Annotated in this window: 14 protein-coding genes; 9 read left to right on the top strand and 5 right to left on the bottom strand. The window is 40.0% G+C overall.

Going from position 1 to position 12,114, the window contains the following annotated elements; translation table 11 throughout:
* Positions 1 to 50: 50 nt before the first annotated feature.
* Together CKW02_RS06200 and ggt are read right to left on the bottom strand one after the other, a co-directional pair.
* Positions 51 to 518, bottom strand: a complete 468-nt coding sequence (locus CKW02_RS06200) for a PTS sugar transporter subunit IIA (RefSeq protein ID WP_003211764.1) — start codon at positions 516 to 518, stop codon at positions 51 to 53.
* Positions 519 to 977: 459 nt separating this feature from the next.
* Positions 978 to 2,729: a gamma-glutamyltransferase gene (gene ggt / locus CKW02_RS06195; protein ID WP_003212165.1), complete on the bottom strand. Its 1,752-nt coding sequence runs from the start codon at positions 2,727 to 2,729 to the stop codon at positions 978 to 980.
* Between the two features lie 227 nt (positions 2,730 to 2,956).
* Here ggt and CKW02_RS06190 point away from each other — a divergent pair, with 227 nt between their 5' ends.
* From CKW02_RS06190 to CKW02_RS20570, 6 genes are all read left to right on the top strand, one after another.
* The gene (locus CKW02_RS06190; RefSeq protein ID WP_034619982.1) at positions 2,957 to 3,415 is read left to right on the top strand and encodes an ASCH domain-containing protein; all 459 of its coding nucleotides are present in this window, start codon (positions 2,957 to 2,959) and stop codon (positions 3,413 to 3,415) included.
* A 206-nt stretch (positions 3,416 to 3,621) separates the two neighbouring features.
* On the top strand, positions 3,622 to 4,239 hold the full coding sequence (locus CKW02_RS06185; RefSeq protein WP_003212390.1) for a DUF47 domain-containing protein: 618 nt from the start codon (positions 3,622 to 3,624) through the stop codon (positions 4,237 to 4,239).
* Positions 4,240 to 4,254: 15 nt separating this feature from the next.
* Positions 4,255 to 5,253 (top strand): inorganic phosphate transporter, encoded by a 999-nt coding sequence (locus CKW02_RS06180; RefSeq protein ID WP_003210927.1) that lies wholly within the window; start codon positions 4,255 to 4,257, stop codon positions 5,251 to 5,253.
* A gap of 136 nt (positions 5,254 to 5,389) precedes the next feature.
* On the top strand, positions 5,390 to 6,160 hold the full coding sequence (locus CKW02_RS06175) for a type II toxin-antitoxin system SpoIISA family toxin (protein ID WP_003211137.1): 771 nt from the start codon (positions 5,390 to 5,392) through the stop codon (positions 6,158 to 6,160).
* Positions 6,135 to 6,305 carry a type II toxin-antitoxin system SpoIISB family antitoxin gene (locus CKW02_RS06170; protein ID WP_034620052.1) on the top strand — a complete coding sequence of 57 codons (171 nt, stop codon included), beginning with the start codon at positions 6,135 to 6,137 and terminating at the stop codon, positions 6,303 to 6,305. Before CKW02_RS06175 ends, CKW02_RS06170 begins: the two co-directional genes overlap by 26 nt.
* Positions 6,306 to 6,405: 100 nt before the next feature.
* The gene (locus CKW02_RS20570) at positions 6,406 to 6,537 is read left to right on the top strand and encodes a hypothetical protein (RefSeq protein WP_003211956.1); all 132 of its coding nucleotides are present in this window, start codon (positions 6,406 to 6,408) and stop codon (positions 6,535 to 6,537) included.
* Here CKW02_RS20570 and CKW02_RS06165 read toward each other — a convergent pair.
* The gene (locus tag CKW02_RS06165) at positions 6,526 to 7,425 is read right to left on the bottom strand and encodes an N-acetylmuramoyl-L-alanine amidase (protein ID WP_003211687.1); all 900 of its coding nucleotides are present in this window, start codon (positions 7,423 to 7,425) and stop codon (positions 6,526 to 6,528) included. The two genes, CKW02_RS20570 and CKW02_RS06165, sit on opposite strands and share 12 nt — an antisense overlap.
* A 309-nt stretch (positions 7,426 to 7,734) precedes the next feature.
* Here CKW02_RS06165 and CKW02_RS06160 point away from each other — a divergent pair, with 309 nt between their 5' ends.
* On the top strand, positions 7,735 to 8,283 hold the full coding sequence (locus CKW02_RS06160; protein ID WP_003212529.1) for an ImmA/IrrE family metallo-endopeptidase: 549 nt from the start codon (positions 7,735 to 7,737) through the stop codon (positions 8,281 to 8,283).
* A 27-nt stretch (positions 8,284 to 8,310) separates the two neighbouring features.
* Here the strand turns inward: CKW02_RS06160 and CKW02_RS06155 are convergent, their stop codons facing one another.
* A complete protein-coding gene (locus CKW02_RS06155; protein ID WP_003210818.1) occupies positions 8,311 to 8,934 on the bottom strand; it encodes a poly-gamma-glutamate hydrolase family protein in 624 nt (207 codons plus the stop codon).
* A 244-nt stretch (positions 8,935 to 9,178) separates the two neighbouring features.
* Here CKW02_RS06155 and CKW02_RS06150 point away from each other — a divergent pair, with 244 nt between their 5' ends.
* The gene (locus tag CKW02_RS06150; RefSeq protein WP_003212231.1) at positions 9,179 to 9,550 is read left to right on the top strand and encodes a DUF5412 domain-containing protein; all 372 of its coding nucleotides are present in this window, start codon (positions 9,179 to 9,181) and stop codon (positions 9,548 to 9,550) included.
* Positions 9,551 to 9,586: 36 nt separating this feature from the next.
* Here the strand turns inward: CKW02_RS06150 and CKW02_RS06145 are convergent, their stop codons facing one another.
* Positions 9,587 to 10,411: a methyl-accepting chemotaxis protein gene (locus CKW02_RS06145; protein WP_003210860.1), complete on the bottom strand. Its 825-nt coding sequence runs from the start codon at positions 10,409 to 10,411 to the stop codon at positions 9,587 to 9,589.
* Positions 10,412 to 10,628: 217 nt separating this feature from the next.
* On the opposite strand from CKW02_RS06145, the gene CKW02_RS06140 reads away from it, so the two are divergent.
* Positions 10,629 to 12,101: an FAD-dependent oxidoreductase gene (locus CKW02_RS06140; protein WP_003212317.1), complete on the top strand. Its 1,473-nt coding sequence runs from the start codon at positions 10,629 to 10,631 to the stop codon at positions 12,099 to 12,101.
* Positions 12,102 to 12,114 lie beyond the last annotated feature (13 nt).

The raw sequence follows: 12,114 nt of genomic DNA, 5'->3' as shown, positions 1-12,114 counted from the left end.
TCCACCTCCTGGATTTTTCAGATAAAGCGCTCACATTATTTTGTGAAAGGCTATTGGTTTAATTCTTTCTGAAGCACAGCAACCGCTTCTTCATACGACGTCATATCAGACAGCTTCGTCATCACCTCTTCTTTTTTAAAAAGTGTCATGAGCTTCTCTAACATCACAAGCTGCTTACTAGGTTCAGAGATTGCTAGGACGAACACAATTTTAGCTAGCACAGTTTCATCAGGGCTCCCCATCTTGTGAAAGATAACAGGTTCCTTTAAAGTGGCTACACTAATCGCCGGTTTGTTCACATGCTCAGGATCTGTATGTGGAATTGCTACCCCAAAGGTCGCAAGTGGAAGGCCCGTAGGATATGTTTTTTCTCTTTCAAGCACCGCTGGTAAAAAGCTCGACTTAATATATCCTCCCGCTTCTAATCGCTCTGCTAAATATGTGGTCACCTCCTCTCTTGAAGATGCATCGTACTGCAGCTTGATCAGCTGTTCATCTAACTCAAACAAGTTGTTCAAACAATCACTCCTTTCATTTGGTATAAATATGAACACATGTAACAAAAAGAAAGAACATTTTGGAATAGAACCTTTTATAAAGCGCTTACAAATATTCATCCTGAAAAATGTTCAATGTTGTTACCTTTGTAAAGATATTATAATATTCTAAATTATAAGTCAATGTTCCTAGGGAAAATTTTATAAAAAAAGATGCAGGCTTCTGCATCTTTCATCAACTCTGCTCTACTTCTTATTAAATGTGACTTCCTCTCTCTAATCACTCAGTACTTGCTCTTTGATGTCAGCAACAACATTATCATTCATACGGAAAAAAGGCCCTTAGCCATCGAAATGCATACAGTCCTGTACTTCATAAATAGCGAAGCGTCTTCCGCTCTCTGATCAGCTATGTTTCATTTATTTAAATAAAAAAGAAACGCCATCCTCAAGAGGCGCTTCTTTTCCCGGGAAATGTTCTTATTGGGCAGATAGCTTTAAATTGACGCCAACGGCAGTTCCGTTTCTCGAGGAGTCAGCCACTCCAGTAAAGGTTCCTGCTTTTCGATCAATGAGTAGCGCTTGGACATTTCCTATATCAATAGGCGAATTGCCGAAACGATGTCCCATGTCATTAAGCTTTGTTCTCACATCGAGAGGGACACCTACTTCATAACGATAAGAAGTTGGGCTGTTTGTGTAAATTCTTGGTTCTTCAACTGCATCCTGAAGCTCCATCTCATATTCAAGCAAATTCAAAATGGTTTGTGAAACAGAAGCAATAATGGTCGTTCCTCCCGGTGAACCTACTGTCATGACAGGCTCATTATCTTTAAAAATGATGGTCGGTGTCATACTAGACAATGGTCGTTTATTCGGCTGAACTTCATTTGCTCCGCCTGGTCTTGCATCAAAATCTGTTAGTTCATTGTTTAAGAAGAAACCATATTCTGGGACGAGAATCCCTGTACCAAATAACTGTTCAATGGTTGTCGTGAATGACACAACATTTCCCCACTGATCGGCAACAGTAAAATGTGTGGTCTCACCAATGGTTTTATCTTCAGGCTGCGGAACAATAGGAGATGGATTTTTTTCATCCTCATACGCCCACGGATCCCCTTCTTTCGGGTTACGATTCTTTTGATCTAATTGAATAAGAGAGGCTCTTTCTGAAATGTAATCATCGTCTAATAGTCCTTTTAGTGGAACATCTACGAACTCGGGGTCGCCGGCATATGCAGCACGGTCAGCATAGGAGAGATGCATCGTTTCAGCAAGTAGCTGATATTTTTCAAATGATTTGGGGTCATATCGAGATAGGTTAAAGTGGTCAAGTATTTTGAGAATTTGCAGCATAAATACCCCGCCTGAGCTTGGTGGAGGCATACTTGCAAGCTGGTATCCTTTATAGTCTCCCCAGATAGGCTTGTCAGTCTCGACCTCATAACGACCAATGTCATCAGTTGTCATCGTCCCGCCAAAATCCTGGACTGTATTTGCAAGTGCCTTTGCTACTTTTCCTTCATAAAATGCTTTGCTTCCTTTTTTCGCAATGAGCTTAAATGTTTTTGCAAGACCTGGCTGAACTAGGAGGTCTCCTTCTTTGAGCGGCTGATCATCTGGAAGAAAGATTGGCGCTGCGGCCGTTTTTTTCAATTTTCCTTGATGATCATCAATGGCTTTTGCCAGAACAGAATCGATTTCAAATCCATCCTCTGCAAGCTCAATGGAAGGCTTAATCAATTCCTTCATCGAGCGGGTTCCCCACTTTTCTAATGCCGCCTCAAGACCTTTCACAGTCCCTGGAACACCAACAGCATTACCGTGTGTGGATCGCTCAGCAAACGGGATGACTTTCCCCTCATCTGTTAAAAACATGTCTGGTGTTGCGCCTTGTGGTGCTCTTTCTCGACTATTGATGATGGATGTTTCTTTTGTCTTCCCATCATAAACCATCATAAATCCTCCGCCACCAATTCCAGACATCATTGGCTCTGTCACATTCAGTGCGTACTGGATGGCAACAGCAGCGTCAACAGCGTTTCCACCTTTCTTTAATACATCTGCACCCACTTCTGATGCGAGTGGATGGGCAGTAGCCACCATGCCATCCTTCCCAACAGCTACTTTATTCCCATGAGTTTCGTTTGCAGTGACCTGACTGACAGGCAGAAAAAACGAGAAAACCAACAGACATATGGACAAAATAGTTAGAGAAATGCGTTTCATACACAACACCCCTTCCATATTCTTACTTTGACCATACCGACTTCTTGACCAGAATACAATAGATTATTCTAAAATTTCTAAATTTTTCATTATATCTTCCTATATTCACCAAATATAAAGCGGATTTTCAAAACATATGACACATGTACTAAGTAGGGATAAAGACACTATCCTTTCATGTCTTTGATTTCGCGGTATAATAAACGCATCACAAAGGGGGAAGAATGATGAATCAGCAGAGCACCTTATTTTGGGAAACTTATTGGAAAGAAAAATCAGAAAGCGCACCAATTGACGCATCTGTTTCCGCTTGGGCATTTGGAGCAGACCCAGATCATTTACTTGACCTTGTTCTGCAAGGGAAAAAAACAGCGACATGTTCTGGACATCTTTTTTACGAAAAGGAACAGGAGCCGCTTCCAAAGGCAGGACAATATGCGGTCATTTTAGACAGCCATGACGAACCAAAAGCCATCATAGAGATCACACATGTAGATGTCATGCCAATGAATGAGGTTCCAGAATCATTTGCCCAAGCAGAAGGCGAAGGCGATCTTTCTTATAACTATTGGTACAAAGCCCATCAAGCATTTTTCACAGAAGCACTCAAACCGTACGGATTAGAATTTAAAGAAGACATGCTCCTAGTTTGCGAGCGATTTAAACTAGTTTATTCAGCTTCTTAAGCTTTAAGCGGCGCCAAGAATGGACCGCTTTTTTCATTTCTTTTCTCCTTTCTGAAAAAGGTGTGTTGAGAACACATCTTTAGGTCAGAATAAGATCAAATAGAAAAAGTGAAGAAATTTTCGACTACACCTGTTTTTTTTCGACAAAAGAATATATAATTATTTGATGTGTGCATTGTCTCATTTATACAATGGAGGGTTTTTACATGTTAAAAAGGAAAAAAGACAAGTTTTCCGTCTTGTTAACGGAAATTGCTAAAAATTTAGATGAAACTGCTGAGTATTTTGTTAGCTATAAAGTAACAAATCAAACCACTCTGAAAGAATTTTCTGACACATTGAAGGAATATGAGACAAAAGGTGATAATCATGTTCATACGATGATTAAAGAGCTGAACAAAGCCTTTATTACGCCGATTGAACGTGAAGACATTCTTCAATTGACGAATAGCCTCGACGATGTTTTAGATGGAATTGAGCATTTTTCAGCGACAATGGAAATTTATTCAATGACAAGCTCTGACGAACATATCGACAAATTCAGCCACTACATCAGAGAATGTGCAAAGGAAATTTTAATTACAATCGATTTACTGGCTGAAAATCGCTTAAAAGATATTCAACCACACGCAATCAAAATCAAAGAGATCGAGCATAATTGTGACAATCTTTATCGTAAATCACTAAAGAACTTGTTTGGAAAAGAAACGGATCCAATCAAGGTCATTCAATACAAAGAAATTTACGAAACACTTGAAGAAATTGCTGATTCCTGTCAAAGTGTTGCCAACAATCTAGAAACAATCATTATGAAGAATGCGTAACGGGGTTAGTTAAACATGGACACATTACTCATCCTTACCATATTTATTGTCATTTGTGCACTTGCTTTTGATTTCATCAACGGATTCCACGATACAGCAAATGCCATTGCCACTTCGGTTTCAACAAAGGCGTTAAAGCCTAGACATGCTATTATTATGGCAGCGTTCATGAACTTCTTAGGAGCAATGACATTTACAGGTGTGGCAAAGTCCATTACAAAAGACATCGCAGATCCTTTCACACTTCAAAACGGTTCTGTCGTCATTTTGGCTGCTTTAATTGCGGCCATTACTTGGAACTTGCTTACTTGGTATTACGGAATTCCGAGTAGTTCTTCGCACGCACTGATCGGATCAATTGCAGGAGCTGTTATTGCCTCTGCTGGTTTTGGCGCTTTAAACTATTCGGGGTTCATTAAAATCATTCAAGCACTGTTGCTTTCACCTATCCTAGCTTTCGTATTGGGATATATCGTGTATACCATTATCAAAATTATATTCAGAAACAACAATCTCGCAAAAACAAATAAACAATTCCGACGTGTTCAAATTTTAACTGCTGCACTGCAATCGTATACCCACGGAACAAACGATGCGCAAAAAGCGATGGGAATTATTACGATGGCTTTAATTGCAGGTAATTTGCATACAACTGACGACATTCCTTTCTGGGTACAATTCTCTTGTGCGCTTGCAATGGGACTAGGTACTTCTATTGGCGGCTGGAAGATTATTAAAACAGTCGGCGGTAAAATTATGAAAATTCGTCCAGTAAACGGAGTATCAGCTGACTTAACGGGTGCAGCTATTATCTTCGGAGCGACATTTATTCACTTACCTGTTAGTACCACTCACGTGATCTCATCTTCTATTCTAGGTGTAGGTTCTGCACACAGAGTAAAAGGAGTAAACTGGGGTACGGCAAAACGCATGCTCGTCACTTGGGTGATCACATTACCGATTTCGGGAACTCTAGGGGCTCTTATATACTTTGTGTTAAATGCGATTATCTAATATCAAAGACCTGTCAGACAGGTCTTTTTTTATTTGTCTGCACCCTTTTCCTGCAAGCCATTTTTTCATGAAGCAGGGTTTCCAATCATATCCATAGAAATGAATAAGTATCCATCTGTCTATGGGAGAGAAGAACATGCTATTATTTTTTCAATTGACCGTGTGGTTATTGCTAGGTGCTCTTGCTGTATATGTATTTGCCGTATGGCGCTTTGAACAAAAAGTAAAAGAAAAGATGTTTGCCATTCGCAAAACGTGGTATTGGATTTATGTAGCTGGTGCTGTTGTGTACTGGACAAATGACCCTTCTTCAATCTTCACCGATTGGATGCACTACTTGATTATTGCCGTTTTTTTTGCATTAACCGATGCATTCATCTTTCTCAGCTCCTATATTAAAAAACTCGGAAATCACGAACTGGAAACCGACACCCATCAACTCCTAGAACAAAATAACGATCTACTTCATTCTTACCTCAATAAGCTAAAAACGTACCAATACCTATTGAAAAATGAACCGATTCATGTATATTATGGAAGTGTAGAGGCATATATAGAGGGAATTGAACGGCTCATTTATTCTTTTGCCGACAAAATGAATATTCAAGCAGTTCTTTGTCCATACGATACGCAGGAACAAAAAGATGACCTGCTGCGGACACTTGACCAGCGAGCTCTTATTCAGGCGAAGCTTGACAGGCAGGAAGTCTATTACGATGATTTCGGCAAATTGGTGCTCATCCCGTTTTCTGTAGCAGATGATCACTTCGTCATTAAGCTCACCTCTGATGACATTGTCACTGAGTTCGACTATTTATTAATGACGTCACTTACAACAATTTATGATCTAATCTTGCCTGACGAAGAGGAAGGTGATGAAGATGGACCACGCACTTCAAGGGGATAACAACAATCGCAAGAAAAACCCTTTTAAGATTTTAAAGAAAAAGCAACATATTAGTATGGCGGATTACAAGGTAAGCCCCCATACTGAGCGTATTTTTAAAAAGAACGAACAGCTCTTGGGTGAGTATAAAAATAAAAGGGCTTGATTACACTAAAGGACGCGGAACAAAATCCGCGTCCTGCTTCCATTTTCACATAGACTTGCATACAATAATCTATACGCTGCAACGATTGAGGTGCCAATAAATGAAAAAGAAAATCAAACAATTGAGATATGTTCAGTTTGCTGAATATAAGTCGTCGCCTTATTTGCGTCGATTAAATGAGCAAAGTGAAGCAGTCATCCAATCATACAAACAGAAACACTCACTTACTTAACAGCTTCAGAAGCTTTTCCTTCGTTTTAGGTCCGTATACCCCATCACTTGTCAGACCATTTACCAGCTGAAAACGCGCTACGGCGTTCGCCGTTTTTTCTCCGTAAACTCCGTCTATTCCTTTATTTGCAGCTGCTTTATCAGGATAAAAATAAACAGCAGCAAGCGCCTGCTGGACTAGGCGTACGTGCTCTCCCTTTGTCAATGGAGAAGTCACCTTTAAAACCCCATTTGGCAGCTCATACAAACTCTTTGCATCGTTACGATAAATTTTGAGAACCTGTCCAATTTGAATCTTATTCGGATCGCTAATGTCATTCCACTTCTGTAAATCCTGAACTGTGACCCCATGAGCTTTCGCAATACTCGTTAACGTATCCCCGCTTTTCACGACATACGTGATGACCGTCTCCGGATCTTCTGCCGTTCCAATCCCTTTTTTAAATTCATCCCAAGTAGATAGAAGCTGGCGTGGACATGCTTTTCCAGACCAGTACTGATGTGTGACCACGTTTGTTAGCGGAATGTGATGTTCTTTTAACAGCTTTTGAATGAGCCATTGTGCATGTTTGACCGCTTGCTGAAAATTCCCATCTACATTCTCACAAATTTCAATTCCGATCGACTTCCGGTTACCATTCCCATGACCATCCCCTGCATGCCAGCCATTTTCATTTAATGGCAGATGCTGAAAGATTTCATGATCATCCACTGTAAAGTGCCAGCTCACCTCAGTCGTTGGGCTTTTTACATAGGCCGCATGACTTTTCGCATCCGCTCCCTTTGACGTGTTTGCTGTGTTATGCACCGTTACATACTCCGGTGTCATCGCATATCCTGGGCGGTTCCCGTTTCCAACTGGAATAAAATCTTGATAAATTTGTACCATCTACTGCACTCCCTTTTGCTAGATTGAATTGATCTTTCTCATCAATCGGTGGCGTTCGTAAGACAATACTTGTTTGTTTTCATGAAAAACTATGGTAAAATTTGAATTCAATTCACTCTTTTTATTAGTGAGAAGTGCAAAAATACAGAAAAAAACAGGAATTAATTCCATTTTTCCTTGATTTTATGTTAAAATTGTTAAAAATACGCCGATATAAAAAGTAAGTAATAGCTCATTTAGCTATTTAGTCCTTTATGGACTTTTCTTTTACGCCAAAAATAGAACATACGTTTGTATGGAGGTTTTCAAATGACTGGTTTTTTAACCCATTTAGAAGAAGATATTAAGCGTTTATATGATCAATTGCAAATAAGCGGTCCTGCTTATAGAGAGTTGCAAAGGATCGCTTCTGAATTTCGTGTATGGGTCCATTACGAAGAGACTGGCAGCATGATGATCCAGCATCAAGGTCTTTACAGTATTATCTTAAACAGATCCCTATCACCTGAAGAACAGTGGCAGGATTTTGCCCACGAGCTTTGTCATGTGCTAAAGCATACAGGCAATCATTTCAAAATGAACAAACTCTTTCGAGAACTACAGGAGTTTCAGGCAAAACAATTCATGTACCACTTTTGTGTGCCAACCTTTATGCTGCTGAAAATGAAGCTTCCAACCCTTCGGCAGCAAGCCATTTTGCATATTGCTCAAACGTTTCACGTCACTTGGGCTTTTGCTGAAAAACGGGTTGCCTTATTCGAACAGCGAAAAGCAGGTATTCGCTTTCAACAGGAGTTTACGTCTTATTTAATGAAAGCAGAAAGAGTCGCAGAAAAAGAAGCCGTTTATCAAACGTAAATAATCGGACATAAAAACGATAGAAGTTTATTCATAAAGGGCTAATACTTGTTTGAGTACATTTGTGTACCGATAAAATTGTTCAGTTTGTGTATCTCGCCGGTATCGACGCCTAAAGTCTTGAAAGAATGCTCTTCTTTGCGCCTGACTAATTTCAAGTTGTACACTTTTTCCTGTCAAACATTTGTTATTGATATTATCAGGATGCGTTCCAGAAAAACGATCAGATTCGGCTAGCAGCAATGCGTGAAAGCCATTTAGCGTTAAACGCTTCACAGTTTCTGCCGCTCTTTCTCTGTCCGTACCCCCCACTAACGTTTGAAGCACCTCTGTTTCTCCGTAACCATGAAGTGCAAACGTATAATGATGGGTATGCACCTGTGAAAGGCAAAGCGGCTCATCAAAGCGTGTGCTTGTAATATGAAGAACATGATTGCCTTTTACTTTAAGGCCTTCAAATAAATACATAGAATAGTCACTAGATATTTCATGAATGAGCTCACTCACGCCTGATTCAATTCCTCCGGCATGAGGCGACAAAACCAGAAGCTGGTCACCTTTCCGCTCGTGAAGAATTTGATAATCAATCCCTTTTCTTTCATGAGCGGAAAGCTCTTCATAACTTTGATACGTATCGATCATTTGCCTCATGTCATCTGCTCCATTTCTTTATATGAGCATAAGTCTACTGATCCCTCATACTTTTGTAAAGAGGTTTCGAAACAAATATACCACTTGAATTCTTCCTTAAATCTTCCTTACATTTACGCCATTCTGTTGAATTTTGAGAAAAAATGACCGATAATTGAAACGAATAGAACTTTTGGACTATATGAATCTTTTTGTATTCTCTCTCATAAATTAGAAATATTGTGATCTACATCTGGAGGAAATCATGTTAAAAAAGAAAACCACCCTCACTCTGATCATCTTACTCCTTAGCTTCGCTGGCATTATTTATTGGAAATGCTTCTCTCTTCAAGGCGTGTCTCACGGAACATTCATCCGCTCGATGTCATCACCTGACGGAATGTATATCATCAACACCTATCAGCATAGCGGAGGAAAGCTAAAGGAAAACGCAGTCAGAGCAGAAATTGAAAACAAACTGAGCCACCGCAAGAAAACGATTTACTGGAAATACCCTGATAAAGACCCTCTCATCCAGTGGAAAAACGGACAGCTTGTTCAAATTGGACATGAATTTTTAAATGTGGTGAAAGGCGACACGTATGATTATCGCTTTGATCAGAACAAGAGAAAATAACGACATACAAAAAACGAATCCTCTTGGATTCGTTTTTTACGTTGACATGACGGTTTGCATGAATTTCTTCATATCCTTACTAACCGTCGTCAATCGATCGACAATTTCACTAAACTCTGTGACAAGTAAAGCCTGTTCTGATGATGAACCTTTCATATGATCCATACTCTCAAGTAATGTATGTATATTGGACGAAATCCCTTGTAATGAGTTTTCAATGTTTTCTGTTGCACGTGAGGTTTCACTTGAAAGCTTTTGAACCTCATTTGCTACAACACTAAAGCCAGCTCCCTCTTTTCCTGCTCTGGCTGCTTCAATTGAAGCATTCAATCCTAGCAAACTCGTTTGTTTCGAAATCCCTTTAATCATTTTTGTAATATCGGATGTTTTTTTCGAGCTTTCAAGTGTTTGCTGCGTTTGTAAGGTCATTTCCTCACTCGTCGCTGAAAGCTCCTCTGAATGCGCCGCTACCACATGCACCTTTTCTTGAATACTTTGAATGATGTCACTTAATGACTCCATATACGCTTCAAGCTCTAATTGATTTTTAAGGGGAAAACCTAAAGCGAGTGCACCAATTGCTTGTTGGTTTTCATCTAAAATAGGCATACACATTGAATTTAATGGCGTTCCATACACCGATTCAGGCAAAGATATATTTGATATCTCACCTCTCAGCGCTTTTTTCAAATTCAGATCATCTGGTTTAATGAATTCACCAGCCCGAATTTGAAAATCAAGATCTTTCGATGGCAAATAAAGCAAAAATTTCTCTCGATCAGTGACACCCAGCGTCACTTCATTTTTTAAAATCTGCATGATATAAGGTGCTGCAGTTACAATGCTCTGTAGTATATCCAATTTCTCTACCCCCTTATAAAGTTTATCGGTCGTTCTTCTTAAATTAGTAGTTGTTTCTTAAAAATAATGATGATGTTTGAAGAAATTCTTCATATTTACGAGTAAAAAGTAGGACATTTCCTTTCTATATTCAAACGTAAATTTGCTATAATTAACGAATCAACATATGATGAAATGGTCATGTAACCATTTTACTTATTCATTGGAGGCGCATGTTGTGACACAACCCATGAAATATGAGCAGGCGATCGTCATTGGCGGCGGTATCACCGGAATGCTCGCTGCAAAGGTTTTATCAACGTTTTATCATCAGGTATTTATCATTGAAAAGGACGAATTGCCAGATTCTCCCGAGAATCGTCTCGGCACTCCTCAAGCCTTTCACCCACATAGAATGCTTCCACTTGGCAAGCAAATATTCGAACGTCTATTTCCTGGTTATACAAAAGAGTTACTGGCAATGGGCGGGTTTAATACATTGCATCAAACATCTCGATTTATCACAAAAGATGGTGAATTAGTGCTCACCGATACAGAAGAAACAGCTGTCACAAGACGTGCCATGCTAGAGTGGGTGCTGATGCAAAGAATGTTAAGTGAGGAACGTGTTCATTTTCTAGAAAAACATGAAGCGATCTCGCTTCAGTTTGAGGAAAGAACGAATCGAGTCGTAGGACTCATCGTGAAAGATCGGCATATAAAGCCAGGAAATATTTATCAAATAAAAGCAGACTTAGTGATCGATACGTCTGGAAGAATGTCTAAATTACCAAAATGGCTGAAAGACGCAGGGCTGTGCTTGCCACAGACAGATGAGTTAAGCGTCTCTCTTGGCTACAGCACAAGATACTACCAGATACTACCAGAGGCACCAAACCTGCAATCAATGGTCGTAGTTGGACAGCCTCATCAAAAAATCCCAACAGGGCTGTTTGAACGGGTAGATCATGATTTAGTGGCTGTTCTTCTCTCTGCAGCTGGCGGTTCACATTATCCAACAACAGATGCTGATCAATTTGATGCAGAAACCGCTGCCCTTACCCATCCAGCGATAGCAGAAGCCATCACCCATTTAACGCCCTATACAAATCCAAAAGGATTTAGAGTCCCTTCTTGCGTGAGACATCACTATGAACAAATGCACGATTGGCCGAGTGGATTATTGGTGATGGGCGATGCCTTGTGTACATTAGATCCCATTCATGGGCAAGGAATGACAAAGGCCGCACTCGAAGCACAAACTCTTGAGCGTATGCTCAAACAAGCACAAAAAAAGGAGCAGCTATCATTTGAAAAGGACACATTACAACAAATGCAGCATGCCAATGAACTTGGCTGGTGGCTTTGTGCGATTGCTGATATGGCGTGGGAAGGCGTCAAATTAAAAGGAGAAACAACCATTCCCCATTTGACGTTCATACAAGGATTTTTAAATCGCTACGTACAATACACCATAGTAACAAAACAGCCTGAACGTCTTGAAGCGTATCACCGGATGCACTCTTTCTTAACCGAACCGAGAGAGATCATCAACTTAGAACAACTGCATGACATGATTCAAGCCGACGCTTCTGGAGAAATTGCTGAATGGTGGAGTCAGTGGGATCAAGAGAATGATGAAGACAATCGAGCTTTTTTCCATGAAGCGGTTCCTGACTTTAGTTTACAGCACTTGCTGTCATTCGATTGAAACAAAAAAAGCC

Origin of the sequence: Bacillus pumilus (assembly GCF_900186955.1) — a bacterium.
Lineage (GTDB): Bacteria > Bacillota > Bacilli > Bacillales > Bacillaceae > Bacillus > Bacillus pumilus.
Note: the sequence above shows the minus strand (reverse complement) of the source record. Positions and strands in the feature narration are given on the sequence as shown.

Bases quoted from the DNA above. Each gene is read 5' to 3' on its own strand.
- ggt (WP_003212165.1), bottom strand. From the start codon at position 2,729: ATGAAACGCATTTCTCTAACTATTTTGTCCATATGTCTGTTGGTTTTC.
- CKW02_RS06190 (WP_034619982.1), top strand. From the start codon at position 2,957: ATGAATCAGCAGAGCACCTTATTTTGGGAAACTTATTGGAAAGAAAAA.
- CKW02_RS06185 (WP_003212390.1), top strand. From the start codon at position 3,622: ATGTTAAAAAGGAAAAAAGACAAGTTTTCCGTCTTGTTAACGGAAATT.
- CKW02_RS06180 (WP_003210927.1), top strand. From the start codon at position 4,255: ATGGACACATTACTCATCCTTACCATATTTATTGTCATTTGTGCACTT.
- CKW02_RS06175 (WP_003211137.1), top strand. From the start codon at position 5,390: ATGCTATTATTTTTTCAATTGACCGTGTGGTTATTGCTAGGTGCTCTT.
- CKW02_RS06170 (WP_034620052.1), top strand. From the start codon at position 6,135: ATGGACCACGCACTTCAAGGGGATAACAACAATCGCAAGAAAAACCCT.
- CKW02_RS20570 (WP_003211956.1), top strand. From the start codon at position 6,406: ATGAAAAAGAAAATCAAACAATTGAGATATGTTCAGTTTGCTGAATAT.
- CKW02_RS06165 (WP_003211687.1), bottom strand. From the start codon at position 7,425: ATGGTACAAATTTATCAAGATTTTATTCCAGTTGGAAACGGGAACCGC.
- CKW02_RS06160 (WP_003212529.1), top strand. From the start codon at position 7,735: ATGACTGGTTTTTTAACCCATTTAGAAGAAGATATTAAGCGTTTATAT.
- CKW02_RS06155 (WP_003210818.1), bottom strand. From the start codon at position 8,934: ATGAGGCAAATGATCGATACGTATCAAAGTTATGAAGAGCTTTCCGCT.
- CKW02_RS06150 (WP_003212231.1), top strand. From the start codon at position 9,179: ATGTTAAAAAAGAAAACCACCCTCACTCTGATCATCTTACTCCTTAGC.